Source organism: Roseomonas sp. AR75 (assembly GCF_005222815.1).
Lineage (GTDB): Bacteria > Pseudomonadota > Alphaproteobacteria > Acetobacterales > Acetobacteraceae > Falsiroseomonas.
In genome coordinates, this window is sequence record NZ_STGB01000001.1 from 125,375 (window position 1) to 150,574 (window position 25,200).

Below are 25,200 nucleotides of genomic sequence, written 5' to 3' on the forward strand. Positions count from 1 at the left end.
GGAACTTTCCAGGCTGAAACACACGCCTAAAAATTGTGCCATCCGCCGTGAATGTCAATCTTTAGTTGGACAGATGTTGTAAGGTTTTGCATTTAAGTTAGACGATCAAGTGCAACCTTTGCGTGTAGGAGAACTGCATCAAGGTTGCCGAGCGCACGCTCTCCCATGGCGATGCGTGTCTCGATCGTGGCGCTGCCGAGATGCGGAAGCAGCGCGACGTTCTCGAGGTCGAGATAGGCGGGATGGATGCGCGGCTCGCCGTCATACACGTCGAGCCCCGCCGCCCGGATGTGACCGGATCGCAGCGCCGCGGCCAGCGCCGCATCGTCGACCGAGCCGCCGCGACCGGTGTTCACCACCAGGCTGCCCGCCTTCATCATCGCCAGGCGATCCGCATTCAGCCATTTCCGTGTCGCATCGCCACCGGGCATGTGCATGGAGAGGATATCGATAGCACGCAGGAACGTCTCGTCATTGTCATGAAATGTGGCGCCCTGTTCGAGATCCTCCGGCGCGCGGCGCAGGTCGCGGTAATGGATCCGCATGCGGAAGCCGCGCGCCATGGCTGCCAGCTCCCGCCCGATCCGCCCGAAGCCGGCGATGCCGAGCGCCTTGCCTTCCAGCGTGACGCCCATCAACTGGGTCGGCGCCCAGCCTTCCCACTTGCCGGCGCGGACCATGCGCTCGCCCTCGCCGGCGCGGCGGGCTGCCATCAGCATCAGGGTGAAGGCGCATTCGGCGGTGGCGAAGGACAGCACCTCCGGCGTGTTGGTCACGACGATGCCGCGCGCCTTCGCCGCGGCGAGGTCGATGTGGTCGTAGCCGACGGAGAAGGTGGCGATGATCCGCACGCTGTCCGGCAGGGCGGCGATGGTCGCGGCGTTCATCGGGTCGCCGGCGGCGCAGAGGATGCCCTGCGCCCCGGTTGCCGCGGCGCGGCGCGCGATCTCCGCCCCATCGCGATACCAGGGCTCGTCCGTGCTGTTCAGCGTGGCGGCGTAGTCGCGCGCGGCGCGGGCCTCGATCGCGTCTGGCAGCCTGCGGGTGAGCAGCAGCACGGGCTTGGACATCGATGTTCTCTCCTGGGCTTGTGCCAGGGATAGCAGGGCCGGCCCGCCTTGCCAGCAGGGGCGCCCGGGGACATGGTCGCGCCCAATCCGCCAAGGGAGTTTCGGTGATGGATCTCGGCCTCAAGGGCAAGCGCGCGCTGGTGATGGGGGCCTCCAAGGGGCTCGGGCGCTCGATCGCGGATGCGCTGGCGGCAGAAGGCGCCGCGGTGGTGGTCAGCGGGCGCGATCAGGCCTCGCTGGACAAGGTCGCGTCCGAGCTGAAGGCCGCTGGCGCTTCCGCCGCGCATGGCGTGGTGGCCGACGTGGCCAAGGGCGAGCAGATGGACCATCTGGCGGACGAGGCGGTGCGGCTGCTCGGCGGCGTGGACATCCTGGTGCTGAACCATGGCGGCCCAACGCCCTGCACCGCATCCGAGATCACGGACGCCGCGCTCCGCACCTGGTTCGAACAGGTAGTGGCCTCGCCCATTCGTATCGCGAACAAGCTGATCCCGGCGATGCGGGAGCGGAAGTGGGGCAGGGTGCTGGTGATCGGCAGTTCGGGCATGCAGCACCCGATCCCGAACCTGGCGCTGTCCAACGTTCTGCGCTCGGCGATATGGGGCTGGCTCAAGACCTATTCCGGCGAGGTCGCGAAGGACGGCGTGACGATGAACGTCATCGCGCCGGGCAGCATCATGACGGACCGGATCATGCAGAACGCGTCGTCGCGCGCGTCCAAGGCCGGCACGAGCGCCGAGCAGGAGCTGGACAAGATGGCCGAGGAAATCCCGGCCGGGCGCATCGGCACGCCCGCGGAATTCGGCCCGACCGGTGCGTTCCTGGCCAGCGAGCAGGCTGGCTACATCACCGGCAGCATGATCCGGGTCGATGGCGGCCGCGTGCGCAGCATGTTCTGAGCGGTCCGATGATCCCCAACCTCACCCCCGATGTCGCGCTCGCCGAACGGCTGTTCGACGAGCTACGCGCGGCGACGCATGACGGCGTCGGCATCACGCGCACGGCCTATGGCGAAGGCGAGCGCAAGGCGCACGCCATCGTCCGCGCCGCGGCGGAGGCGGTGGGGCTGGAGACGCGCGCGGACCCCGTCGGCAACCTGCTGATGACGCTGCCGGGCGCCGACCGTGCGGCGAAGCGCGTGCTGCTCGGCAGCCACCTCGATTCCGTGCAGTCCGGCGGCAATTACGACGGCGCCGCCGGCGTGCTGGCCGGGCTGGCGGCGGTGGCGGGGATGAAGCGCGCGGGCTTCGTGCCCGGGCGCGACGTGACCGTCGTCGCGGTGCGCGCGGAGGAGGCGGGGAGCTGGTTCCCGGTGAGCTATCCCGGCAGCCGCGGAGCGCTCGGCCTGCTGAAGGCTGAGGAACTTGCGGTGAAGCGGCAGGATTCCGGGCGCGCGCTAGCCGAGCACATGCGGGAGGAGGGGTTCGATCCGGGCTTCGTCGAGGCCGGCGGAAAGACCTTCTCGGCGGCCGACACCGCGGCTTTCCTGGAACTGCATATCGAGCAGGGGCCAGTGCTGGACGTGGAGGGCATTCCCGTCGGCATCATCACCGGCATCCCCGGCAGCCGCCGCCTGCGCGCGGCGCGCGTGGTGGGGGAGTACAACCACTCCGGCGCGACGCCGCGCAAATACCGGCGCGACGCGGCGATCGCGCTGGCTGAACTCGCGCATCGCGTGGACGAGCGCTGGGTGGAGTTGGAGGCGCAAGGCCATGTGCTGGTCTGCACCTTCTGCGTGCTCGGCACCACCGATGACGCCGGCTTCACCAAGATCGCGGGCGAGGCGGAATTCCAGTTGGATGTGCGCAGCGTCAATCCGCACAGCGTGGATGCGCTGATGGAGACGCTGTACGACATCGTGCCGGAGATCGAGGCCCGCCGCGGCGTGCGCTTCGAACTGGGCAAGGAAACCAGCAGCCGCGCCGCGCCGATGGATGCGGCGGTGCAGGCCGGGCTGACGCGCGCGGCGGAGCAGCTGGGCATCAGGCACAAGGTGATGGCGAGCGGCGGCGGGCACGACGCCGCGGCCTTTGTGCAGGCGGGCATCCCCGCGGGCATGATTTTCGTTCGTAACCAGAACGGCAGCCACAATCCGAACGAGGCGATGCGGATGGACGACTTTGCGGCGGCCTGCGCCGTGGTGACGCGCTGGGCGGCGGAGGCGGCGCAGTGACCGCACGGCTGGCAGTCGATATCGGCGGCACCTTCACCGACCTCGCCATCGAGCGCGGCAGCGGCGAGGAGACGGATCGCTGGACGGCGAAGGTGCTCACCACGCCGCATGCGCCCGAACTCGGCGTGCTGGAGGGCGTGCGCGTCGTGCTCGGGCGCGCGGGGCTGCAGGCCGCTGACATTTCCGTGGTGATCCACGGCACGACGCTCGCCACCAACGCCGTCATCGAGCGCAAGGGCGCCAGGACCGCGCTGCTGACGACGGAGGGTTTCCGGGACGTCCTCGCGCTGGGCAATGAGAGCCGCTACGACCAGTACGACCTCAACATCGAGCTGCCGCAGCCGCTGGTGCCGCGGCGCTGGCGCGTGACCGTGCCGGAGCGGCTGGACAACGAGGGCCATGTGCTGCGCGCGCTGGACGAGGGCGCGGTGCGCAAGCAGCTCGACTTCCTGCGCGCCGAGGGCATCGAGAGCCTGGCGATCGGCTTCCTGCACAGCTTCGTCAACCCCGCGCATGAGAAGCGCGCGGCGGCAATCGTGCGGCAGGTTTTCCCCGAGTTGCCGGTCTCCCTGAGCAGCGAGGTCTCGCCGGAGATGCGCGAATGGGAGCGCTTCTCCACCACCGTCGCGAATGCCTATGTGCAGCCGAAGATGGCGTCCTACCTGCACCGGCTGGAGGAAGGGCTGCGCGAGGCCGGGCTGACCTGCCCGCTGTTCCTGATGCTGTCGGGCGGCGGGCTCACCACGCTGGAGACCGCGGCGCGCTTCCCGATCCGCCTTGTGGAATCGGGCCCCGCGGGCGGCGCGATCTTTGCCGCCCATGTCGCGCGCCAGAAGGGCTGGCAGAAGGTGCTCTCCTTCGACATGGGCGGCACCACCGCGAAGGTCTGCCTGGTGGATGACTACGCGCCGCAGGCGGCGCGCGCCTTCGAGGTCGCCCGCGTCGGCCGCTTCAAGAAGGGCTCCGGCCTGCCGCTGCGGATCCCCGTGATCGAGATGGTGGAGATCGGCGCCGGCGGCGGCTCGATCGCGCATCTCGATTCCATGGGCCGCATCCAGGTGGGGCCGGAGAGCGCCGGTGCCGATCCCGGCCCCGCCTGCTACGGCCGCGGCGGCAAGCAGCCCGCGGTGACCGACGCCAACCTGTTGCTCGGCCGCTACGAGCCGGACCTGTTCGCTGGCGGTGCGCTGAAGCTGCATCCCGGCGCGGCGAAGGACGCGATGGGCGCGGAAGTTGGCGCGCGGCTCAATCTCTCGCCCGAGATGGCGGCGCTCGGCGTGGTCGAGATGGTGGACGAGAACATGGCGAATGCCGCGCGCGTCCACGCGATCGAGTCCGGCAAGGGCTATGAGGGCCGCGCCATCATCGCCTTCGGCGGCGGCGGGCCGGTGCATGGGTACCGCGTGGCGGAAAAGATCGGTGTGACGCGGCTGCTGGTGCCGAGCGGCGCCGGCGTCGGCTCCGCCATCGGCTTCCTGCGCGCGCCGGTGGCCTATGAGGTGGTGAAGTCGCTGTACCAGCGTTTCGCCAGCTTCGACCTGGATGCGGTGAACGCGCTGCTGGCCGCGATGTCGGCGGAGGCGAGCGCGGTGGTGGCGGAAGGCAGCTTCGGCGCGCCGGCTGCCGAGCACCGGCTGGCCTTCATGCGCTATGTCGGGCAGGGCCACGAGATCGCGGTCGCGATCCCGGCGCGCGAATTGACGAACGACGACGTGGCGGCGATCCGCGCGGCCTATGACGTGGAATACACGCGCTTCTACGACCGGCCGGTGCCCGGCAGCGACGTGGAGATTCTTTCGTTCGCCGTGACGGTGGCAACCATCGTCGATGAGGTGAAACCCATCGCGCCGGTGCATGACGCGCCCGCACCGAATCCGGTGCGCGTGCAATCGGTGCGCGACACCGCGACGGGCGAGGTTGCGGAGTGGGCGGTGTACGACCGCGCCGCGATGGCACAGGGCGCGGAAGTGCCCGGCCCCTGCATCGTGGCGGAGGACGAGACCTCCACGCTGGTCGGGCCGGGCTGGCACTGCCGGGTGGATGGGCTGGGCTACCTCGAGCTGAGCCGCTTGGCCCGCTGAGATGGGCGGTCCGCCGCGTTCCGTCCTGCTCGCACGCGGCCTGCGGGCGTTGTCCTCGCTCGGGATCGAGGCCGGCCCCTGGGTCGAGCGGCAGCGCGGGCGCATCAACCGGCCCGTCGCGGCGGAGGTCGCCGCGCTGCAGGCGGAGCTCGCGGCCACGCAGGCCGTCGCCGCGGCGCGACAGGCCGGGCTCGACGCACGGCTTTCCGCGCTGGAGGCGGGCGGCGGGCCGCGCGTGCTCTACGCTCTCTGGCACTATCCGCAGATCACCGAGCAGTACATCGAGACCGAGATCCGTGCGATGCAGCGCCGCGGCGCCCAGGTGGAAGTGTGGTCGGAGTGCGATGTCGCCTCAGCCTATCCGCCGGCCGCGCGCTTCCATCGCGGCAGTCTGGAGGATGCCATTGCGGCGTTCCGGCCCGACCTCGTGCATGTGCATTGGCTGGCGCATGCCGCGCCCTATGCGCCGGCCGTCGCGGCCGCCGGACTTCCGCTTACCGTGCGCGCGCATGGCTTCGAGACGACGCAGGAGACCATCGCCGCCACGCTGCGCATCCCGAACCTGGCGCGCATCTACCTGTTCCCCGGCATGGATGCCGGGGCGGCGACCGGCGATCCGCTGCTGATGGTGGTGCCTGCGGCGTTCGAATCACCGCTGTTCGTTCCCTCCGTCGCAGCGAAGGATCGCCGCCTGGTGGTGCGCACGGCGGCGGCGCTCGCGTCGAAGGAACTCGACCTGTTCCTCGACCTGGCGCAGCGGCTGCCGCACTTTCGCTTCGTGCTGGTGATCGGCACCTGCCTGCTGCGCGAAGGCGTGCCCGCGGAGATCCTGGCGATGAACGAGGCGCGCGGCCGGCCGGCGGAGATCCACGTGGACCTGCCGCGCGAGGAGGTCGCAAAGCTGATGCGCCAGGCCGCGATCTATCTGCACACGGCGCTGCCGCCGGGCCAGGCCGATGCGACGCCGATCGGTGCGCCGATCTCGATCGCGGAGGCGATGGCGACCGGCGCGCTGGTGCTGGTGCGCGACCTGCCGGCGTTGCGTGACTATGTCGGCGAGGCCGGGCGCTGCTATCGCGACCGCGAGAAGGCGGCCGCGCTGATCGCCGGCACCGCCGCGTGGAGCGAGGCCGAGTGGCGCCGGGCAGGACATGTGGCGGTGGCGCACGCCTGGTCGCGCCATGCGGACGATGTGGCACTGGCGCCGATCCACGCGGATTGGCGCGGCATCGCGGGGCGCCGTGCCGCGGCGCCGGCGACAAGGGAGATGGCATGAGCACCGACAGCGCACTCGCAACCATCCAGCGCCAGATCCAGTGGAACCGCCTGATCGCGGTGGTGGAGGAGCAGGCGCAGATCATGATCCGCACCGCCTTCAGCACCACGGTGCGCGAGGCGGGCGATCTCTCGGCCGGCATCTTCGACCTCAAGGGCCGCATGTTGGCGCAGGCCGTGACGGGAACGCCGGGTCACGTGAACTCCATGATGGAGAGCGTCGGGCATTTCCTGCAGAAATTCCCGGCGGAGACGATGAAGCCGGGCGACCACTACATCACCAACGATCCCTGGCTCGGCACCGGGCATCTGCACGACCTGACGGTCGTCACGCCCGCCTTCCGGCGCGGGAAGATCGTCGGGCTGTTCGCCAACACGGCGCATGTGATCGATGTCGGCGGGCTCGGCATGGGACCGGAAGGGCGGAGCGTCTTCGAGGAAGGGCTCTACATCCCCATCGTGAAGTGCTTCGACCGCGGCCAGGCGAACGAGACTTTTTTCGATTTTATCCGCGCCGGGTCGCGCACGCCGGTGGAGCTGGAGGGCGATGTCTATTCCCTCTGCGCCTGCAACGACGCCGGTGCGAAGCGCCTAGTAGAGATGATGGACGAGTTCGCGATGGAAAGCATCGACGACCTCGCCGAGTACATCTTCGATGCCTCCCTCAAGGCGACGCTGGACGAGATCGCGAAGATCCCCGCCGGCAGCTATCGCGCCGAAATCGTCTCGGACGGCTACGAGGCGCCGGTGACGCTGAAGGCGGCGATGACCGTGCGCAGGGACGAGATCGTGGTGGACTATGCCGGCACCTCCGGCCTGTCGAACCGCGGCATCAACGTGCCCGCCGCCTATTGCCGGGCCTATTCCTGCTTCGGCATCAAATGCGTCGTCGCGCCGGAGATCCCGAACAACTGGGCCTCGCTCGCGCCCTTCCGCATGGAGATCCCGGAAGGCTGCATCCTGAATGCGCCGCGGCCCTACCCGGTCAGCGTGCGGCATGTGGTGGGGCAGTTGCTGCCCGACCTGATGATGGGCTGCCTGCACCAGGCGGTGCCGGACCGCGTGAATGCGGAAGGCTCCTCGGCGCTCTGGAACCCGCCGTTGCGCGGCGGCGCGCAGGTGAGCGGGGCGGAGGCCGAGCTGCCGGACTTCGAGATCATCACCTTCAACTCCGGCGGCACCGGCGCGCGCCCGACCAAGGACGGGCTGGACGGCACCGCCTTCCCCTCCGGCGTGCGCACCATGCCGGTGGAGGCGACGGAGAATGTCGCGCCGGTGATTTTCTGGCAGAACCAGCTGCGCGAGGATTCCGCCGGGCCGGGGCGCACCCGCGGCGGTTTCGGCAAGGTGATGGAGATCGGCGCGAAGGGCGATGCGGAATTCGCGGTGAACGCGACCTTCGACCGCGTCGCCAATGCGCCGAAGGGGCGCGAGGGCGGCGGCGAAGGCGCGCCAGGCTGGGTCGGCCTCGATGACGGAACGCGCATCCGCACCAAGGGCTACCAGACCATCCCGAAGGGGCGGCACCTGCTGCTGAAGCTGCCCGGCGGCGGTGGCATGGGCGATCCGCGGCAGCGCGACCGGGCGCTGGTGGCGCGCGACGTGGCCGATGGGCTGGTCAGCGAGGCGCAGGCAAGGGCGCTCTACGGCACGGATTGAGCGTCACGGAATGTGACGTGATCGCCAGCAGGCTTCCGCCTGCCGCCGCGTGGCGCCACCTTGCCGCCATGCCGGTCCCGTTCCCGCGCCGAGCCCTGCTCGCCGCCGCGCTTCCGCTGCCAGCGCTGGCGCAGACCGCGGGGCTCGGACCCGTGCTGGACAGCGCGGCGTCGCTGCCCACGCTGCGCACGCTGATCGTCGCGCGTGACGGCGCGCCGGTGGCGGAGCGGGTGTTCCGCGGCCCGGGGCTGGACCGCCCTGCCAACATCAAGTCGGCATCGAAGACCGTTCTGGCGACGCTGGTGGGCATCGCGGTGGCGAAGGGCGTGCTGCGCGACCTGGACTTGCCCATTGGACCGATCCTTGGACGCTCCATCCCGAGCGAGGCCGACCCGCGGGTGCGCGACATCACCATCCGCGACCTGCTTTCCATGCGCGCGGGGCTGGAGCGGACCTCCGGCAGCAACTACGGCCGCTGGGTGTCGTCGCGCGACTGGCTGCGCTTCGCGCTGACCCGCCCGATGGAGGCGGAGCCGGGCGGGCCGATGATCTATTCCACCGGCACCTCCCACATCCTCGGCGCCGTGCTGGCGCGCGCGAGCGGCAACACGCTGCACGCCCTGGCGCGGGACTGGCTCGGCGGGCCGCTCGACATCGCCATCCCCGACTGGACCCGCGCGCCGGAAGGGCTGCACTTCGGCGGCAACGAGATGGCGCTCAATCCGCGCGCGCTGCTGGCCTTCGCGGAATGCTGGCGAAACGACGGGCGGCATGCGGGCCGCCAGGTTGTGCCGCCGGATTTCCGCCAGGCCGCCTGGACGCCCCAGGCGCGCTCCGCCTGGAGCGGCCAGATGTACGGCCTCGGCTGGTGGATCGGCCATGCCCGCGGGCAGGCGGTGTATTTCGCCTGGGGCTATGGCGGACAGATGGCCTATGTGATCCCCGGCCTGGCGCTGAGCGTCGTGATGACCTCGGACCCCGACGTGCCGCGCGCCAATGGGCAGGTGCACACGCTGCACGCGCTGCTGGTGGACGGCATCCTGCCGGCCTTCGCCCCGCCGGCCTGAGTTGACAGCGCAGGTCGGATGGCCGACCTGCCCCGGAATGCTCCGTCAGTTCCTGTCCTACTACCGCCCGCACAAGCGGCTGCTGCTGCTCGATTTCGGCTGCGCGGCGGTCTCGGGCCTGCTGGAGCTGCTGTTCCCGATGGCCGTGCGGGCCTTCGTGGACCGGCTGCTGCCCGGGCAGGACATCCCGCTGATCGTGCTCGCCATCGCGGCGCTCCTGGCCGTCTATGTGCTGAACGGCGTGCTGATGGCGGTGGTGACCTATTGGGGCCATGTGCTCGGAATCGCCATCGAGACGGAGCTGCGCCGTCGCGCCTTCGACCACCTGATGAAGCTCTCCTTCCGCTTCTATGACGGGCAGAAGACGGGGCACCTGGTCGGGCGGCTGACCAAGGACCTCGAGGAGATCGGGGAGGTCGCGCATCACGGGCCGGAAGACCTGCTGATCGCGGTCCTGACCTTCCTCGGCGCCTTCGCACTGATGCTCTACGTGAATGTCGAGCTGGCGCTGATCACGCTGCTGGTCGTGCCGGCAGCGGCCTTCGTCATCGCGCATTACGGCGGGCGGATGACCGGCAACTGGCAGCAGCAATTCGCCCGCGTCGGCGCCTTCAACGCGCGGATCGAGGAAGCGGTGGGCGGTATCCGCGTGGTCAAGGCCTTCGCCAACGAGGCGCATGAGCGGCGGCTGTTTGCCGCCGACAACGACGGCTATCGCCGCACCAAGCTCGACGCCTACCGGTTGATGGCGACGGGAATCACGCTGAACTACCTCGGCCTCCGGCTGGTGCAGGTGGTGGTGATGCTTGCGGGTTCGCTGTTCATCGTGCGCGGCAGCATGAGCGTCGGCGATTTCGTCGCCTTCCTCCTGCTGGTGGGCGTGTTCTATCGCCCGATGGACAAGATCGCCGCGGTGATCGAGACCTATCCCAAGGGCATCGCCGGCTTCCGGCGCTACCTGGAATTGCTGGACATCGCACCGGACATCGCCGACCGGCCCGATGCGCGGCCCGCGCCGCCGCTGCGCGGCGCCGTGCGGTTCGAGGGTGTGGGCTTCGGCTATGACGCCGCGCGCCCGGTGCTGCGCAACCTGGACCTGGCTATCGCGCCGGGCGAGACGGTGGCGCTGGTCGGGCCCTCCGGCGCCGGCAAGACCACGCTCTGCTCGCTGCTGCCCCGCTTCTACGAGGTGGATCGCGGGCGGATCACCGTGGACGCCATCGACATCCGTGACATGACGATGGAAAGCCTGCGCGGTCAGATCGGCATCGTGCAGCAGGACGTGTTCCTCTTCGCCGGCACGCTGCGCGAGAACATCGCCTATGGCCGCCTGGGTGCGACGGATGCCGAGATCCGCGACGCGGCGCGGCGTGCGCGGTTGGACGCGCTGATCGCCGACCTGCCGGAGGGGCTGGACACGGTGGTGGGGGAGCGTGGCGTGAAGCTTTCGGGCGGGCAGAAGCAGCGGCTCGCGATCGCGCGCATCTTCCTGAAGAACCCGCCGATCCTGATCCTGGACGAGGCGACCTCCGCGCTGGATACGGAGACCGAGCGCGCGATCCAGGCCTCGCTGACCGAGCTGGCGCGCGGCCGCACCACGCTGGTGATCGCGCATCGCCTGGCGACGATCCGCGACGCCGACCGGATCGTGGTGGTGGCCGATGGCGGCATCGCGGAGCAGGGCAGCCACGCGACGCTGCTGGCCCGCGGCGGTCTCTATCGCGGGCTGCACGCGGCGCAGTTCGGCGGCGAAGCGGCGGCCGGCTAGTCGTCCGGCGCGCCCTTGGTGTCCTCCGTCACGCCCGGCGGGTCCGGGTAGAGGTCGGAGGGGACCTTCGCCTTCGGATTGCGCGTGATGTCGCCGCGCTGGACCTTCGCGGCGGTGTTCGCGGCTCCGGGATCGGCGCTGTTCATGCGCTCCGCGGCGCCGGTCGGCAGGGTGGGCTTCGGGGACTTCGCCATGCAGCCGGAACGCCTGGGCCGGCCGCTGGCTCCCTTCCGTCCGGCGCCGGCGCTTGCCATGATCACCCAACTCGACGCCTGCACGGAACGGAACGCCCCATGGCACTGCGCTGCGACCTCATCATCCGCGATGCCACCATCTTCGACGGCACCGGCGCGCCGCGCCGCGTCGGCGATGTCGGCGTGACCGGCGAGCGCATCGTCGGTGTCGGCGACCTCGGCGGCGCCTCCGCGGACCGGGAGGTGATCGCGACCGGCAAGGCGATCGCGCCCGGCTTCATCGACGCGCACACCCATGACGACCGCGCGGTGCTGATGGGCGAGGAGGGGACGCTCTGCAAGACAAGCCAGGGCGTCACCACCGTGGTGTGCGGCTGCTGCGGCGTCTCGCTCGCGCCGGCACGCTTCAAGCAGGAGCCGCCCCCGCCGCTGGACCTGGTGGGCGCGGGCGGCTGGTGGCGCTTCGGCGACTTCGGCGAATACGCGCACGAGATCAACAGCAAGGGGTCCGAGGTCAACGTCTACGCCCTGGTGGGGAACCAGACGCTCCGCGTCGAGGCCATGAATGGTGACGTCTACCGTCCGGCCACGGACAAGGAGATCCACCACATGCACCAGCGGGTGAAGCAGTCCATGGCGGAAGGCGCCTCGGGCTTCTCCACCGGCCTCTACTACAAGCCCAACATGCATGCGACGACGGACGAGGTGGTCGCCATCACGGAGGCGCTGAAGCCTTTCGATGGCCTCTACTCCACGCATATGCGCGACGAGGCGGACCACATCCTCGCCGCCATCGAGGAGACGATGGAGATCGGCAAGCGCGCCGGCGTGCAGGTGCAGATCAGCCACCACAAATGCTCGCAGCCGGAGAATTACGGCCGCTCGATCCAGACGCTACCGCTGCTCGAGGCCTACGCCCGCACGCAGCAGCTGGCCTACGATGTCTATCCGTATCCGGCGGGCTCGACCGTGCTGATGCCGGACCGGCTGCGCGACGACGTGAAGGTGATGATCACCTGGTCCATCCCGCATCCCGAGATGGCCGGGCGCTACCTGCACGAGATCGCGCGCGGCTGGAACACCGACATCAAGGCCGCGGCCGAGCAGCTTCTTCCCGCCGGCCAGATCAGCTTCCAGATGGACGAGGACGACGTGCAGCGCATCATGGCGCATCCGATGTCCATGATCGGCAGCGACGGCATCCCGCATGACGCGCATCCGCATCCGCGCCTGTGGGGCACCTTCCCGCGCGTGCTGGGGCATTACGCGCGCGGGCTCGGCCTGTTCAGCATGGAGGTCGCGATCCACAAGATGACCGGCCGCTGCGCGGAGGCCTACGGCATCGTGGATCGCGGCGTGCTGCGCGAAGGCGCCTATGCCGACCTCGTCCTGTTCGACCCCGCCACGGTGATCGACGCGGCCACCTTCGAGAAGCCGAAGGTGCCCTCCATCGGCATCGAGGAGGTCTGGGCGAATGGCGTTGCGACATTCCGCGCAGGCAAGGGCGCGACCGGCGAGCGGCCTGGGCGGCTGGTGACTCGCCACAAGGGCTAGGCTTGTCAGGTCAGTATTGCTGACCTATATGGAAGTGCCATGCCCGACATCCTGCCGCTGCTGGGCTTTGCCGTCGCAGGCTCCGTCACCCCGGGGCCGAATGTTCTGATGGTCGCCGCGGGCGCGGCGGGCAGCGGAGTATGGGCGGTGATGCCGCATATGCTCGGCATCACCTTCGGCTTCGCGGCGATGATCGCGCTGGTGGGGCTCGGCCTGGCCGGGCCGCTGGCCGCCAACCCGACGATCCATGCCGGGCTGCAGGTGGTCGCGGTGCTGTGGCTGCTCTGGCTCGCCTGGAAGATCGCGACTGCGCCGCCGCCGGGCGAGGGACCGGCGCGACCACCGATGAATTTCATCCAGGCCGCACTGTTCCAATGGGTGAACCCGAAGGCCTGGATGGTCGCCGGCGCCGCCATTGCAGGCTATGCGCGGCCGGGCGAGGCCCTGCTGCCGCAGGTGCTGACCATCGCGCTGGTGTTCGGGCTGGTCTCGATGCCCTGCCTGCTGCTCTGGGCCAGCCTCGGCGCCGGCGCGCGGCGGCTGCTGCGTGACGGGCGCCGGCTGCGCGCCTTCAACGTGACGATGGGCGTGCTGCTTGCCCTGTCGGTCCTGCCTCTGCTGTTCTGAACCTCCGCCGCCGTGACGAGGGCGCCGGACTGCCTTCGCCGGGAGACGAGACATGGCCGACGCCTCGGGCTTCGGGCTGGGACATGCCGTGGTGCTGCTCGCGGCGGGCGTGGTGGCGGTGCCGCTGTTCCGCCGCGCCGGCCTCGGCTCCGTGCTCGGCTACCTTGCGGCGGGGCTGGCGATCGGGCCCTTCGGCCTCGCCATCTTCACCGATGCCGGGACGCTGCTGCATATCGCCGAGCTCGGCGTGGTGATGTTCCTCTTCGTCATCGGGCTGGAAATGCGCCCGATGAAGCTGTGGAAGATGCGAAGACAGATCTTCGGCCTCGGCCTCGCGCAGGTCATTACCTGCGGCAGTCTGCTGACGCTGGTCGGCATGGGCGCGGGCCTGTCGCCCGCGGTCGCCGCCGTGGGCGCGATGGGGTTCGTGCTGTCCTCCACCGCGGTGATCATGCAGATCCTGGAGGAGCAGGGCGAGACGCAGAGCGCGGACGGGCAGCGCGACATCGCCATCCTTCTGCTGGAGGACCTCTCCATCGTGCCGCTGCTGGCGCTGGTGGCGCTGTGGGGTGCGATGCACGGCGCAGCGGACGAGAATGCGCCGCCGGCCTGGCAGGGCGCGCTGATCGCCCTCGGCGCGCTCGGCCTGCTGCTGGCGGCGGGGCGCTGGCTGCTCGACCCGATCTTCGGCATCATCGCCCGCGCCGGCGCGCGCGAGGTGCTGACCGCGGCGGCTCTGCTGCTGGTGCTTGGCTCCGCGCTGTTCATGCAGAGCGCGGGCCTGTCCATGGCGATGGGCGCCTTCCTGGCGGGGGTGCTGCTGTCCGAATCCACCTTCCGGCATCAGCTTGAAGCGGATATCGAGCCCTTCCGCGGCATCCTGCTGGGCCTGTTCTTCCTCAGCGTAGGCATGTCGCTCAACCTCGCCATCGTCTTCGCGGAATGGCAGGCAGTGCTCGGCGGCGTGATCGCCTTCATGGCGGTGAAGGCCATCGGCATCTACGTGGTCGCGCGGCTTGCCGGGTCGGCGCATCGTGCGGCCAGCGACCGCGCGGCGCTGTTCGCGCAAGGCGGCGAATTCGCCTTCGTGCTCTATGCCGCGGCCATCGGCGTCGGTCTCTTCGATGCGCGGATCGCCGCGATCATGACGGCCATCGTCGTGCTGTCCATGGCGCTGACGCCGCTGGTGCTGATCCTTCAGCGCCGGCTGCGCCGCGCCGCGCCGGTCTCGCTGGATGGCATCGACAAGGCGCAGGACCTGCATGGGCGCGTGCTGTTCATCGGCTTCGGCCGCTTCGCCCAGGTGGCGACGCAGGCGCTGCTGGCCCGGCGCGTGGAGCTTTCCCTGATCGAGACGGATGTGGAGATGATCCGCGCCGCGGCCAATTTCGGCTTCAAGGTCCATTACGGCGACGGGACACGGCTGGACGTGCTGCACGCCTCCGGCGCCGCGACGGCGGAGGCGATCCTCGTCTGCGTGGACAGGCCGGAGGCCGCCGACCGCATCGTGGAACTGTGCCGGGCGGAGTTTCCGCTCGCGAAGCTCTATGTCCGCGCCTATGACCGCGGCCATGCGCGCCGCCTGATCCTGGCCGGCGTGGACTACCAGATCCGCGAGACCTTCGAATCCGCGCTGGCCTTCAGCGAGAACGTGCTGCTCGGCCTGGGCTTCGACTTGGAGGAGGCGCGCGAATCCATCGCCGAGGTGCGTGAGCGCGATGCGCGGCGCGTGCAGCTTGAACTGGTGGGCGGGGTAGCCGCGGGGCGAAGCCTGATGCGCGGCAATGTCGCGACGCCGGAGCCAGAACCCTTCTTCCCCCCGCCGCGCGAGACCGAGAAGGCCGAGCCGCGCGCCTGACGACGCCCTATGGCGGGCCGCTTCGGCGGGACGCGATCTCCAGGGAGACGAGCCGCGCCAGCAGGATGGCGATGAACATCTGGCCCGTGACCGCCTGCAACGTCACCAGGGTGCGCGCGACGGCGCCCGCGGGCACGATGTCGCCGAGGCCGGTGCTGGTCTGGACGACCAGGCTGAGGTAGCGCAGCGATCCCGGGTCCTCCATCGGGCCCGCGAAGCTGCCGGGCAGGGCGGCGGCCAGCCCTTCATAGAGATGCGCGAAGAGCAGCGCGACGACGAGGTAAAGCGTAAGCGCGCCCTGGATGCGGGCGATCGTCACCTGGCCGGGGCCCAGCACGCTGCGCAGCAGCGCCAGGGCAAGCAGGAACAATGCGCCCGCCATGGTCCAGTCCGGCGTGGGTCCCGGCACGCCCTGGGTGACGCCGGCCAGGATCATCGCGGCGGCCACGGCCCAGCCGAAGAACCCGTCACGCCGCAGGGCGAGGCTTCCGGCGACGAGGGTGGCGAGCGTGACGCCGCCGGGCAGCCAGGTTGGCAGCCAGCCGGCGGCCGCCAGCAGCGGCATCAGGAACAGCCCGGAGATCAGACCCAGCAGCATTGCATGCGCGGCTGCGTCCGGCCTCGTGTCGGCGGCTTGGCGGGATGCCTTGCTGAAGATCTGCACGGCGGCAGCCTTGCCGACCGGGCCCCGCCGGGCAAGCTGTGCCTGGACAGGGGCGGGACCGCGCCGTAATCCGCCCCGGCCAGGAGAGCCGATGATGGACATGCACAGCGCCGCCGACCCGCATGCCGAGATCCGCGCGGAGGTCCGCAAACTCTGCGCGAAATTCCCCGGCGAGTACTGGCGCGAGCTGGATGCGCGGCGCGGCTACCCGACCGAGTTCGTGAACGCCCTGACCGAGGCCGGCTGGCTCGCTGCCCTGATCCCGGAGGAGTTCGGCGGCGCCGGCCTGCCGCTCTCGGGCGCCGCGGCCATCCTGGAGGAGATCCAGGCGAGCGGCTGCAACGGCGCCGCCTGCCATGCTCAGATGTACATCATGGGCACGATCCTGCGGCACGGCTCGGCGGAGCAGAAGGCGCAGTACCTTCCCGCCATCGCCGCGGGCGAGTTGCGCCTGCAGGCTTTCGGCGTGACGGAACCGACCAGCGGCACCGACACCACCGCGCTGCGCACCACGGCGCGGCGCGAAGGCGACAAATACGTCGTGAACGGCCAGAAGATCTGGACCAGCCGCGCCGAGCATTCCGACCTGATGCTGCTGCTGGCGCGCACCACGCCGCGCGACCAGGTGGCGAAGAAGACCGAGGGGCTTTCGACCTTCATCGTTGATATGCGCACCGTGCTGGGGAAGGGGCTCACCATCCGGCCGATCCGCACGATGATGAACCACAATTCCTGCGAGGTCTTCTTCGACAACATGGAGGTGCCGGCGGCCAATCTGGTCGGGCAGGAGGGCAGGGGCTTCCGCTACATCCTGGACGGCATGAACGCCGAGCGGCTGCTGATCGCGGCGGAATGCATCGGCGACGCCAAGTGGTTCATCGAGAAGGCGCGCAACTACGCCAAGGAACGCGTGCTGTTCGGCAAGCCGATCGGCGCGAACCAGGGCGTGCAGTTCCCGATCGCCAAGGCGTATGCGCAAATGCGCGCGGCGGAGGCCATCGTGAAGCAGGGGCTGCAGAAATTCGAGGCCGGGCAACCCTGCGGCGAGGAAGCGAACATGGGCAAGATGCTGGCCGCGGAGGCGAGCTGGGCCGCGGGCGAGGCCTGCGTGAACACCCATGGCGGCTTCGGCTTCGCCGAGGAATACGACATCGAGCGCAAGTTCCGCGAGACGCGGCTCTATCAGGTGGCGCCGATCAGCACGAACCTGATCCTGAGCTACATCGGGGAGCACGTGCTGGGGATGCCGCGGAGCTATTGAGCGGAATCTGTGTGTGACGAAGCGCGGCATGGAAGTTAAGGTAAAGCACTTAGCGCTAAAGGCCGTGCCGCGCTGGGACCAACTGCGCTCGCTTGGAGAGTTGAGGGTTCTCAGCCAAGCATCCTATATCTCGTTGGTCACCGTTCCAGTATTGGCATCGGTTTGGCCGGCTGTCCGCAATGTGCTTCGCGATCTCGGGGCTGAGTTCACCGACCTGCCGCTGACGCTGGCTGTAGCGTTTTTCGGCGCAGTCGGGGCAGTCATTGGTCAGACGATCTACCAAGCTTCCGCGCCGGCCAACCTGCGCAATTTTAGCCGAATGGAACATACAGCTTTTCGCATTCGCGACTTTCAGTTGAACCCGACGAACGAGAATCTCCAGGTGTTTCGTAGAAATGTAATGCGGCGGTTCGAGAGCTTCGATCACGGATTTCGACGAATTCTAGAAGCTCGCATAGCCCGTGCCGAGGCTGCATTCACAGAAGGCAATTCGCAGTTGTCGTCCGACCAGATGACAGATGCTGTACGGGCCTATGCTGAAGTCCACTACGACATTGGTGCGCGCACTGCGCCTCTTCCAAGAGCGACCTGCGCGCTGGCTTACTCGGTCACGCTGATGTCAATTATATTTATATTTTGTCGTCAATGCTATATTGTGGCGCAAGAGGCTGGCCTGTTGAATATGGCCTCGTGATGGTAGAAGAGATGTCCGGCATACGGCCTCTTGCAGGTCTTCTTGTCATCTCGATGGAGCAGGCTGTCGCCGCGCCGACCTGTTCCCAAAAGCTCTGCGATGCCGGCGCGCGGGTGATCAAGATCGAACGCAGGGAAGGCGACTTCGCGCGCGGCTACGACACCGCGGCCGCCGGGCAGTCCAGCTATTTCGTCTGGCTGAATCGCGGCAAGGAGAGCATCGCCCTCGATATCAAGGATCCCGCCGACAAGGCGCTGCTGGAGCGGATGATCGCGAAGGCTGACGTCTTCATCCAGAACCTGGCGCCCGGCGCGCTGGCGCGCGCGGGCTTCGGCAGCGCCGAATTGCGGGCAAAACACCCGCGCCTCATCACCGTGGACATCTCCGGCTATGGCGAGGAGGGCGAATACGCCCGGATGAAAGCCTACGACCTGCTGGTTCAGGCCGAGTCCGGGCTGGCCTCGATCACGGGGCATCCGGCGGGGCCCGGGCGGGTCGGCGTCTCCGTGGTGGACATCGCCTGCGGCATGAACGCCCATGCCGCGGTGCTGGAGGCGCTGATCGCGCGGGGCATCACGGGGCAGGGGTCCGGCATTGCCGTCTCCCTGTTCGACGCCATGGCGGACTGGATGAACGTGCCGCTGCTGTTCTTCGAAGGCACCGGCAAGGCGCCGCAGCGGGTCGGGCTCGCCCATCCCTCGATCTGCCCGTACGGGGCGTTTGCCTGCGCCGACGGCGCGCTGGTGCTGATCTCCATACAGAACGAGCGGGAATGGGCCGGCTTCTGCGCGGGCGTGCTGGGCGAGGCCGACCTCCCGCAGCGCGAGGGGTGGCGCAGCAACAACGAGCGTGTCGCTAACCGATCCGTGGTTGATTCCCATGTCGCCACGACCTTCGCCGGGCTGACCCGGCCGGAAGCGGCGGCGAAGCTGGATGCGGCGGGCACCGCCTATGGCTTCGTCAACGGCGTTGCCGAGTTCGCCTGCCACCCCGCGCTGCGCCGGCTCAGCGTGCCGACGCCGAACGGACCCGTCCTGCTGGCCGCGCCCGCACCTCGGTTCGCCGACACCGCTCGTGAAAGCGGCGCCGTGCCCATGCTGAACGAGCATGGTGCTGCCATCCGAGCGGAATTCACCTGATCTCAGTTAACTCGCGTGGCCCGCTTCAAGCGCCATGCGAGGATTGCATGCCGGATTTCTGCTGCGCTGCAAAAAGAGCCCTTGCGTGGGCCGGGTCACACCCCTAATTTGTGCATCGCAGCAAGGACGGTTCGTCCGCTTGCTGTCTTTCTTGGACGTTTCCTCCCTAAACTCGGCGGCACCGCAAGGTGCCGCCGCTTTTTTCCGCGCGCCGCGCCAAACGTTGCGCGCCGATCAGGGGGCCAGGAAGGACCAGTCCGTCGCCGCCAGGCAGGCGACGAAGTGCCGCAGGTTGCGTTGCAGCCCGGCCATGCCCGGGGCCCGCTCCACCCGCGCCTCATCCATGTAGAGCCGGCGGGCGATCTCGATCTGCAGCACATGCACGCCCTCGCGCGGGTGCCCGTAGTGCCGTGTCACATAGCCGCCGGCGTAGGGGTCGTTGCGGCGGATGCGGTAGCCGAAGCCGGCGAGCGCATCTTCCACCAGCCTGGTCGCCCGGGGCGCGCAGGACGTGCCATGCGCGTCGCCCAGCACGAAATCCGCCGGCGCGGCGGACTGCACCGGATGCGTCGGCATGGAATGGCAGTCGAGCAGCAGGCAGTAGCCGAAGCGCGCCCGCGTCTCCGCGATCAGCTCGGACAGCGCGGCGTGGTAGGGCTGCCAGCAGCCGCGTACCCGCGCCTCGGCTTCGGCGAAGGGCAGCTTGTGGCTGTAGACCGGCTCGCCGGTCGCCACGACCCGCGCGATGGTGCCGAGTCCCGCGCCGACCCGCGGGGAGGCGCTGTTGACCCACTCCGGCAGCGGCCCGTCGAACATCGCGGGGTCGAGTTCCCAGGGCTCGCGGTTCGCATCGCAGAACACCCGCGGGAAGGTCGCGGTGAGCAGCGGCGCGCCGAAGCTGGGGGCGGCGGCAAAGAGCTCGTCGACGAAGCTGTCCTCGCTGCGCCGCAGCGCCACCGGGTCCAGCCGGGCCTCGGCCAGGAAATCGGCACTGTAATGCGCGCCGCTATGCGGCGAGGCGAAGATCAGGGGGACGCAGGGTCCATCCGGCCGCACCAGCCTGACGGGGGGCGGCGACACCGCGACGGCAGGAGGGGAAGGGGAAGGCAGGTCCATGCGCCGCGCGATCAAGCCACAGCCCTGCCATGCTTGTCATCCCTGGCGCAGCACGCTCGGGTCTCCGTGCCGGGGTTGCGTGGCAAAGGCGGCAAGGCTAAGCAGGCGCTCCGCACGAAACGGGCTTCGCGGGCGCGTAGCTCAGCGGGAGAGCGTCCCCCTGACACGGGGAAGGTCACAGGTTCAATCCCTGTCGCGCCCATTCCCGGCCGTTTCGCGGCGTGTTTTCCTGCCATCCGCTGCGCTTTCCAGCCGATTGACCCGCGCGCGACGCTGTCGCAAAGGTCGCCGACCGGCTCGAAATCCCTGGGGAGGACATCCATGAACCGCCGCACCCTGCTTGCCGCCAGCACGCTGCTGGCCGCCCCGGCGCTGCGCAGCGCACGCGCCCAGGCGCAGGTGACGATGCGCCTGTCGCACCAGTTCCCGCCCTCGCACCACAATGCCCGCGTGATCGCCGCCTTCGCCGAGGATGTGAAGCAGCGCTCCGGCGGCCAGGTGGAGGTGCAGGTCTTCCCGGCGGAGCAGCTCGCCAAGGCCGGCGAGAACTTCCCCGGCGTCGCGCGCGGCGCCTTCGAGGCAGCGGCGGCGGTGAACTTCCAGTGGGGCACCACCATCCCCGAGATGAACGCGCCCACCATCCCCTACCTGTTCACGGATTTCCCGCGCATCCAGCGCTTCCCCGGCAGCGACGCCGCGACATTCCTGAACGGCCTGCTGGAGCGCCGCGCGGTGCGAAACCTGATGTGGCTCTACACCACGCGGATGAGCATCTTCACCTCCAACCGCAAGCCGATCGTGAACCTCGAGGATTTCCGCGGCCTGAAGATCCGCGGCCTGAACGCGCTGACCGACCATGCGCTGACGGCGGTCGGCGCCGCGCCTTCCGCCATGCCGGGGCCGGAGGTGTCGCCGGCGCTGCAGTCGGGCGTGCTGGATGCCGGGCTGACCGACGTCTCGGCCGCCGTCTCGCGCCGCTACTACGAGATCCAGAAGTTCGGCACGGTCGCGCCGTATTTCACCGTGATCAGCCATGTCTACGTCAACCCGCGCTGGTGGGCCGGCCTGACCGACGCGCAGCGCGGCTTCATCGAGGGCGCGGCGCGCAAGGCCGAGCAGGACCAGATGAAGGTCACCGAGGACACCGCGGCCGCGGCGGTGGGCGAGCTGCGGGCCAAGGGCATGACGATCCACGAGCAGACGCCGGCGGAAAGCGCGACCTGGCGGGCAGCGATGCAGCAGCCGGTGATCGACGCCTTCCTGCGCCTGGCGCCGCAGGGGGGGCCGCGCGCGCTCGAACTGCTGCGCGCCATTCCCGCGGCCTGATGGGCGCCCTGGAGCGCGCCGTCGCCGGCGTGTCGCGCCTGGCCGGCGCGCTCGGCGCGGTGGCAACGGTGTGCTGCCTGCTGCTCATCGGCTACGCGGTGGGGATGCGCTACCTGCTGGGCCAGCCTGAGCCTTGGACCGACAAGGTGGCGGGCTGGCTGGTCGTGGCGCTGGTGATGCTCGCCGCGCCCGAGGCGCAGCGGCGATTCGAGCATATCGGCGTGGACATCGCGGTGAAGCGCGTCGGCCCGCGGCTGGCGCGCGTCGCGCATCTCATCGGCGTGCTTTCGGTGGCTGTCGTCGCCGCCGTGCTGCTGGTCGCCGGCTGGGAGATGGTGGCATTCAGCCGGATGATCGGCGTGATGACGGACCTGGAAGGCGTGCCGCAATGGTGGGTCCAGGTGCTGATGCCGATCGGCGCGGCGCTGCTGCTGCTGGTGGCGCTTTGCCAGGCGCTGCTGCTGCTGGCGGGGCGCGAGCCGGCCTACCTGCCGAAGCCCGAGGACGACGTGCTGGCCCGCGATCCGCTCGCGCGGGCCGAGTAAGGGCATGACCTTCCTTCTGCTGCTCGGTGCGCTGATCGCGCTGCTGTATCTCGGCATGCCGATGTTCGCGGCGCTCTTCCTGCTGCCGCTGGGCGTGCTGCTGTATGTCGAGGGCGGCGTCCCCGCCCTTGGCGAGATGGTGATCGGCAAGCTCGACGGCTATCTGCTGGTCGCGATCCCGCTGTTCATGCTGATGGCGCATGTCATGGTGCGCGGGAAGGTCGTGGACGACCTCTACAATGCGGCCTTCGCCATGCTGCGCCGCGTGCGGGGCGGCGTCGGCATGGCGACGGTCGCGGCCTGCACCATCTTCGCCGCGATCAGTGGCAGTTCCGTCGCAACGGCGCTGACCATCGGCAAGATCGCCATCCCGCAGATGCTGCGCTACGGCATGAGCCGGCGCGGCGCCTTCGGCGTGGTGGCGGGCGGCGGCACGCTCGGCATCCTGATCCCGCCTTCGGCGCCCATGGTGCTCTACGCCTATGTCACGGAGACCTCGGTCGCGGCGCTTTTCCTGGCGGGGGTGATCCCCGGGCTGATGATTGCCGGCTTCTTCGCGCTGTATGTCTTCATCACCGAAGGCCGTGCGGTGGTGCCGGCCGATGAGCCGCCGCCGGAGGCAACCTCGGTGGCGCTGATGCGCGCAAGCTGGTCGCTCAGCCTGCCGATCTTCGTGCTGGGCGGCATCTATCTCGGCATCTTCACGGCGACGGAAGCAGCGGGGACCGGCACGATCTACGCGCTGATCGTCGCCGCGCTGATCTACCGCGCGCTGACCTGGCGCGACCTGCTGGATGGCGTGCAGGAGGCGACGCGCACCTCCGCGATGCTGCTGATGATCATCGCGGGGGCTGCGATCTACGGCTACATGCTGACCAAGCTGCGCATCCCGCAGGAGCTGACGCAGCTTGTCGCGGATTTCGGCCTGGGACGGACAGGCTTCCTGATCGCGATGATGGTGCTGCTGTTCGTGCTGGGGCTGGTGCTGGAGAGCTTCTCCATCATCCTGCTCACGATGCCGGCAATCCTGCCGCTGCTGGCTGCGCTCGACATCGACAAGGTCTGGTACGGCGTGCTGCTGACGCTGAGCCTGGAGATGGCGTTGATCTCGCCGCCCGTCGCGCTGAACCTGGTGGTGATCAAGGCGATCACCGGCGCGCCGCTGGCGGAGGTGAACCGCAGCATCTATCCCTACATGCTGATGCTGGCCTTCGGCACGGCGCTGCTGATCGCCTTCCCCGACATCGCGCTGTGGCTGCCGCGGCAGGCGGGATACGGCGGTTAGAGCAGATCGCGTTCAGATGGACTCATCTGAACGCGTGAAGATGCTCTGAAAACAAAGGCTAGAGCCTGCGGAGTGAGCGCGGGCGAACGCAGCATGCTCTAGCGCGGCGGGCAGGGCTGCAGGCCGAAGGCGGGGGCGGGGTCCACGCGCTGGCCGTTTTCCACGAGTTCCAGGTGCAGATGCGTGCCGTAGGTGATGCCGGTGCGGCCGATGCGCCCGATCGGCTCCCCGGCCGCGACGCGGCGCTGTCCGTTCGCCAGCCTGGGCGCGACGGTGCCGAGATGGGCGTAGCGCGTGAGGCGGCCATCAGCGTGCCGCAGCTCGATCTCAAGGCCCACGCCGGCGCGCGTGGTGCGGCGGATCGCCACCACCTCGCCGGCGGCCGCGGCGCGTACCCAGGCGCCGGCGGGGGCGGGAATGTCGATCCCCTGATGCATGCGGCTGCCGCGCGGGCCGGGATTGGCGCGCGGGCCGAAGGGCGAGGAGATGCAGGCCGGGGACAGCGGCGGGGAGAACGTCACGGGCTCTGCGCGGAGCGGCAGCGCGATGCCGCATGCCGCGAGCAGGACCGTGGCCCGCGGCACGGCGCGGCATGCGGATGAACCGCAGCCGGGCTGCCCGCCGCTGCCCTCTGACGAAGGCAGGGGGCCGGGGACGATCATCGTCCCCGGAATCCGACGCTACGCCTGCGCGTACTTCCCCGCCGTTTGCTTCGCGAGCACGCCGGTGGTGGGCGGCGTCTCGCCCTTCGCCCGCAGCTTCTCCGCTTCCTCGTGTCGGCTGCCGCGCGTCCAGCTCCGCTTCAGCTCGTCGCGCACGTTGAAGTGCAGCTTGCCCATGCCGGCGACCTCCAGCTCCACCCGGTCGCCGTCATGCAGCGCGGAGAGGCCGCGATGATTGGTTCCCGTCGCCACGACGTCGCCCGGCTCCAGCGTATGGATGCTGCTGAGCCAGGCAATGCATTTCGGGATCTTGTGGGCCATGTCGCTGGTGTTGAAGGACTGCCGCACATCGCCGTTGATGGTGAGCCGGACATCGAGGTTCTGCGGGTCCGCGACCTCGTCGGCGGTGACGATCCAGGGACCCATGGGCGCGAAGGTGTCGCGCGACTTCGCCTGGAAGAACACGTTGTTGGCCGGCGGCATGCCACGGGCCGAGCCGTCGATGAAGTTCATGTAGCCGAACACGTGGCTCATCGCCTCGGCCTCGGACACGTTGGTCGCACGCTTGCCGATGACGAGCGCGAGTTCCGCCTCCGCCTCGAAGACGATTGCGGGTATGTCGGGCAGGACCATGGTGTCGCCGGTGCCGATCACCGCGCTCGGCGACTTGTGGAAGGCGTTGATCGGCGGCGGCGCGGGCAGCGTGCCGTTCTCCATGTAGTTCACGGCCATGCAGTCGATCTGGCGTGCGCGCGGCAGCGGGGCGCGGATGCGGACGGAGCCGAGCGGCGTGGCCGTGGCGCCGGCGACATGCGCTTCCAGCCGGGCGCGATGCGCTGCGAAATCGGCGATCAGCGCGGGCATCAGGTCCTGCGTGTCGCGATGCGGCAGGCCGGTGAGCAGGGCGGTGACATCCACGATGCCCTCGCCCTTCAGCACGCCAAGTCGGAAGTCGTTGAAGTAGGTGAGCCGCATGCGTTTCCCCCGGGATCGGCTGGGCGGCACGGCCTGTGCCGCGCATGGATGACCGCCACGACATTGAGTCGCCGCCGATGCGACGGCGAGGCTAGGAGGCGGTTCCTCAGGCCGTCAAGCAGCCCGGGGGGGGGGGGGCGGGCGGGATCGCGGCGGCAGTTGCAAATGACCGGTTGTTCACGAACGCGCCTCAGCTATGCTGAACGC

The 25,200-nt window shown here is 69.4% G+C and carries 22 protein-coding genes and 1 tRNA gene; 17 read left to right on the plus strand and 6 right to left on the minus strand.

What is annotated here, in order from left to right; translation table 11 throughout:
* Positions 1-92: 92 nt before the first annotated feature.
* Positions 93-1,070 (minus strand): D-glycerate dehydrogenase, encoded by a 978-nt coding sequence (locus E4T13_RS00560; RefSeq protein WP_137176318.1) that lies wholly within the window; start codon positions 1,068-1,070, stop codon positions 93-95.
* Positions 1,071-1,177: 107 nt separating this feature from the next.
* Here E4T13_RS00560 and E4T13_RS00565 point away from each other — a divergent pair, with 107 nt between their 5' ends.
* The 7 genes from E4T13_RS00565 to E4T13_RS00595 are packed head-to-tail and all read left to right on the plus strand — an operon-like array spanning position 1,178 to position 11,093.
* A complete protein-coding gene (locus E4T13_RS00565; protein WP_137176319.1) occupies positions 1,178-1,969 on the plus strand; it encodes an SDR family oxidoreductase in 792 nt (263 codons plus the stop codon).
* An 8-nt stretch (positions 1,970-1,977) separates the two neighbouring features.
* A complete protein-coding gene (locus tag E4T13_RS00570) occupies positions 1,978-3,243 on the plus strand; it encodes a hydantoinase/carbamoylase family amidase (RefSeq protein WP_137176320.1) in 1,266 nt (421 codons plus the stop codon).
* Positions 3,240-5,324 (plus strand): hydantoinase/oxoprolinase family protein, encoded by a 2,085-nt coding sequence (locus E4T13_RS00575; protein ID WP_137176321.1) that lies wholly within the window; start codon positions 3,240-3,242, stop codon positions 5,322-5,324. Before E4T13_RS00570 ends, E4T13_RS00575 begins: the two co-directional genes overlap by 4 nt.
* 1 nt (position 5,325) lies before the next feature.
* The gene (locus E4T13_RS00580) at positions 5,326-6,600 is read left to right on the plus strand and encodes a glycosyltransferase (RefSeq protein ID WP_137176322.1); all 1,275 of its coding nucleotides are present in this window, start codon (positions 5,326-5,328) and stop codon (positions 6,598-6,600) included.
* Entirely contained in the window at positions 6,597-8,258 is a 1,662-nt protein-coding gene (locus tag E4T13_RS00585; protein WP_137176323.1) for a hydantoinase B/oxoprolinase family protein, read from the plus strand. The genes E4T13_RS00580 and E4T13_RS00585 overlap by 4 nt, the downstream gene beginning before the upstream one ends.
* Positions 8,259-8,275: 17 nt before the next feature.
* Positions 8,276-9,325, plus strand: coding sequence for a serine hydrolase (locus tag E4T13_RS00590; RefSeq protein ID WP_240790936.1), 1,050 nt, complete (start codon positions 8,276-8,278; stop codon positions 9,323-9,325).
* 37 nt (positions 9,326-9,362) lie between these two features.
* Positions 9,363-11,093 (plus strand): ABC transporter ATP-binding protein, encoded by a 1,731-nt coding sequence (locus tag E4T13_RS00595; protein ID WP_137176324.1) that lies wholly within the window; start codon positions 9,363-9,365, stop codon positions 11,091-11,093.
* Here the strand turns inward: E4T13_RS00595 and E4T13_RS00600 are convergent.
* Positions 11,090-11,287, minus strand: coding sequence for a hypothetical protein (locus E4T13_RS00600; protein ID WP_137176325.1), 198 nt, complete (start codon positions 11,285-11,287; stop codon positions 11,090-11,092). The two genes, E4T13_RS00595 and E4T13_RS00600, sit on opposite strands and share 4 nt — an antisense overlap.
* 99 nt (positions 11,288-11,386) lie before the next feature.
* Between E4T13_RS00600 and E4T13_RS00605 the strand changes: the two genes are divergently transcribed.
* Genes E4T13_RS00605 through E4T13_RS00615 form a run of 3 tightly spaced genes read left to right on the plus strand, consistent with a single transcriptional unit; the run spans position 11,387 to position 15,326 of the window.
* Positions 11,387-12,841, plus strand: coding sequence for an amidohydrolase family protein (locus E4T13_RS00605; RefSeq protein ID WP_137176326.1), 1,455 nt, complete (start codon positions 11,387-11,389; stop codon positions 12,839-12,841).
* Between the two features lie 39 nt (positions 12,842-12,880).
* On the plus strand, positions 12,881-13,468 hold the full coding sequence (locus E4T13_RS00610; protein ID WP_137176327.1) for a LysE family translocator: 588 nt from the start codon (positions 12,881-12,883) through the stop codon (positions 13,466-13,468).
* Positions 13,469-13,520: 52 nt separating this feature from the next.
* A complete protein-coding gene (locus E4T13_RS00615; protein ID WP_137176328.1) occupies positions 13,521-15,326 on the plus strand; it encodes a monovalent cation:proton antiporter-2 (CPA2) family protein in 1,806 nt (601 codons plus the stop codon).
* Between the two features lie 7 nt (positions 15,327-15,333).
* Here E4T13_RS00615 and E4T13_RS00620 read toward each other — a convergent pair whose 3' ends face one another.
* Positions 15,334-15,990 carry a two pore domain potassium channel family protein gene (locus E4T13_RS00620; protein WP_170984723.1) on the minus strand — a complete coding sequence of 219 codons (657 nt, stop codon included), beginning with the start codon at positions 15,988-15,990 and terminating at the stop codon, positions 15,334-15,336.
* Between the two features lie 91 nt (positions 15,991-16,081).
* On the opposite strand from E4T13_RS00620, the gene E4T13_RS00625 reads away from it, so the two are divergent.
* Genes E4T13_RS00625 through E4T13_RS00635 form a run of 3 tightly spaced genes read left to right on the plus strand, consistent with a single transcriptional unit; the run spans position 16,082 to position 19,084 of the window.
* Entirely contained in the window at positions 16,082-17,251 is a 1,170-nt protein-coding gene (locus E4T13_RS00625) for an acyl-CoA dehydrogenase family protein (RefSeq protein WP_137176330.1), read from the plus strand.
* Between the two features lie 13 nt (positions 17,252-17,264).
* Positions 17,265-17,945: a hypothetical protein gene (locus tag E4T13_RS00630; RefSeq protein WP_137176331.1), complete on the plus strand. Its 681-nt coding sequence runs from the start codon at positions 17,265-17,267 to the stop codon at positions 17,943-17,945.
* An 11-nt stretch (positions 17,946-17,956) separates the two neighbouring features.
* Positions 17,957-19,084 (plus strand): CaiB/BaiF CoA-transferase family protein, encoded by a 1,128-nt coding sequence (locus E4T13_RS00635; RefSeq protein ID WP_137176332.1) that lies wholly within the window; start codon positions 17,957-17,959, stop codon positions 19,082-19,084.
* A 234-nt stretch (positions 19,085-19,318) separates the two neighbouring features.
* Here E4T13_RS00635 and E4T13_RS00640 read toward each other — a convergent pair whose 3' ends face one another.
* A complete protein-coding gene (locus E4T13_RS00640; RefSeq protein WP_137176333.1) occupies positions 19,319-20,200 on the minus strand; it encodes an N-formylglutamate amidohydrolase in 882 nt (293 codons plus the stop codon).
* Between the two features lie 130 nt (positions 20,201-20,330).
* Between E4T13_RS00640 and E4T13_RS00645 the strand changes: the two genes are divergently transcribed.
* From E4T13_RS00645 to E4T13_RS00660, 4 genes are all read left to right on the plus strand, one after another.
* A tRNA-Val gene (locus E4T13_RS00645) sits at positions 20,331-20,402 on the plus strand.
* Between the two features lie 119 nt (positions 20,403-20,521).
* Positions 20,522-21,526 (plus strand): TRAP transporter substrate-binding protein DctP, encoded by a 1,005-nt coding sequence (dctP, locus tag E4T13_RS00650; RefSeq protein WP_137176334.1) that lies wholly within the window; start codon positions 20,522-20,524, stop codon positions 21,524-21,526.
* On the plus strand, positions 21,526-22,071 hold the full coding sequence (locus E4T13_RS00655; protein ID WP_137176335.1) for a TRAP transporter small permease: 546 nt from the start codon (positions 21,526-21,528) through the stop codon (positions 22,069-22,071). The genes dctP and E4T13_RS00655 overlap by 1 nt, the downstream gene beginning before the upstream one ends.
* Before the next feature lie 4 nt (positions 22,072-22,075).
* Positions 22,076-23,356 (plus strand): TRAP transporter large permease, encoded by a 1,281-nt coding sequence (locus E4T13_RS00660; RefSeq protein WP_137176336.1) that lies wholly within the window; start codon positions 22,076-22,078, stop codon positions 23,354-23,356.
* Positions 23,357-23,454: 98 nt separating this feature from the next.
* Here E4T13_RS00660 and E4T13_RS00665 read toward each other — a convergent pair whose 3' ends face one another.
* Entirely contained in the window at positions 23,455-23,940 is a 486-nt protein-coding gene (locus E4T13_RS00665; RefSeq protein WP_170984724.1) for a M23 family metallopeptidase, read from the minus strand.
* 96 nt (positions 23,941-24,036) lie between these two features.
* Entirely contained in the window at positions 24,037-24,993 is a 957-nt protein-coding gene (locus E4T13_RS00670) for a fumarylacetoacetate hydrolase family protein (RefSeq protein ID WP_137176338.1), read from the minus strand.
* Positions 24,994-25,200 lie beyond the last annotated feature (207 nt).

Bases quoted from the DNA above. Each gene is read 5' to 3' on its own strand.
- E4T13_RS00615 (WP_137176328.1), top strand. From the start codon at position 13,521: ATGGCCGACGCCTCGGGCTTCGGGCTGGGACATGCCGTGGTGCTGCTC.
- E4T13_RS00565 (WP_137176319.1), top strand. From the start codon at position 1,178: ATGGATCTCGGCCTCAAGGGCAAGCGCGCGCTGGTGATGGGGGCCTCC.
- E4T13_RS00570 (WP_137176320.1), top strand. From the start codon at position 1,978: ATGATCCCCAACCTCACCCCCGATGTCGCGCTCGCCGAACGGCTGTTC.
- E4T13_RS00635 (WP_137176332.1), top strand. From the start codon at position 17,957: ATGTCCGGCATACGGCCTCTTGCAGGTCTTCTTGTCATCTCGATGGAG.
- E4T13_RS00640 (WP_137176333.1), bottom strand. From the start codon at position 20,200: ATGGACCTGCCTTCCCCTTCCCCTCCTGCCGTCGCGGTGTCGCCGCCC.
- E4T13_RS00585 (WP_137176323.1), top strand. From the start codon at position 6,597: ATGAGCACCGACAGCGCACTCGCAACCATCCAGCGCCAGATCCAGTGG.
- E4T13_RS00605 (WP_137176326.1), top strand. From the start codon at position 11,387: ATGGCACTGCGCTGCGACCTCATCATCCGCGATGCCACCATCTTCGAC.
- E4T13_RS00670 (WP_137176338.1), bottom strand. From the start codon at position 24,993: ATGCGGCTCACCTACTTCAACGACTTCCGACTTGGCGTGCTGAAGGGC.
- E4T13_RS00595 (WP_137176324.1), top strand. From the start codon at position 9,363: ATGCTCCGTCAGTTCCTGTCCTACTACCGCCCGCACAAGCGGCTGCTG.
- E4T13_RS00655 (WP_137176335.1), top strand. From the start codon at position 21,526: ATGGGCGCCCTGGAGCGCGCCGTCGCCGGCGTGTCGCGCCTGGCCGGC.
- E4T13_RS00600 (WP_137176325.1), bottom strand. From the start codon at position 11,287: ATGGCGAAGTCCCCGAAGCCCACCCTGCCGACCGGCGCCGCGGAGCGC.
- E4T13_RS00560 (WP_137176318.1), bottom strand. From the start codon at position 1,070: ATGTCCAAGCCCGTGCTGCTGCTCACCCGCAGGCTGCCAGACGCGATC.
- E4T13_RS00625 (WP_137176330.1), top strand. From the start codon at position 16,082: ATGATGGACATGCACAGCGCCGCCGACCCGCATGCCGAGATCCGCGCG.
- E4T13_RS00610 (WP_137176327.1), top strand. From the start codon at position 12,881: ATGCCCGACATCCTGCCGCTGCTGGGCTTTGCCGTCGCAGGCTCCGTC.
- E4T13_RS00660 (WP_137176336.1), top strand. From the start codon at position 22,076: ATGACCTTCCTTCTGCTGCTCGGTGCGCTGATCGCGCTGCTGTATCTC.
- E4T13_RS00580 (WP_137176322.1), top strand. From the start codon at position 5,326: ATGGGCGGTCCGCCGCGTTCCGTCCTGCTCGCACGCGGCCTGCGGGCG.
- dctP (WP_137176334.1), top strand. From the start codon at position 20,522: ATGAACCGCCGCACCCTGCTTGCCGCCAGCACGCTGCTGGCCGCCCCG.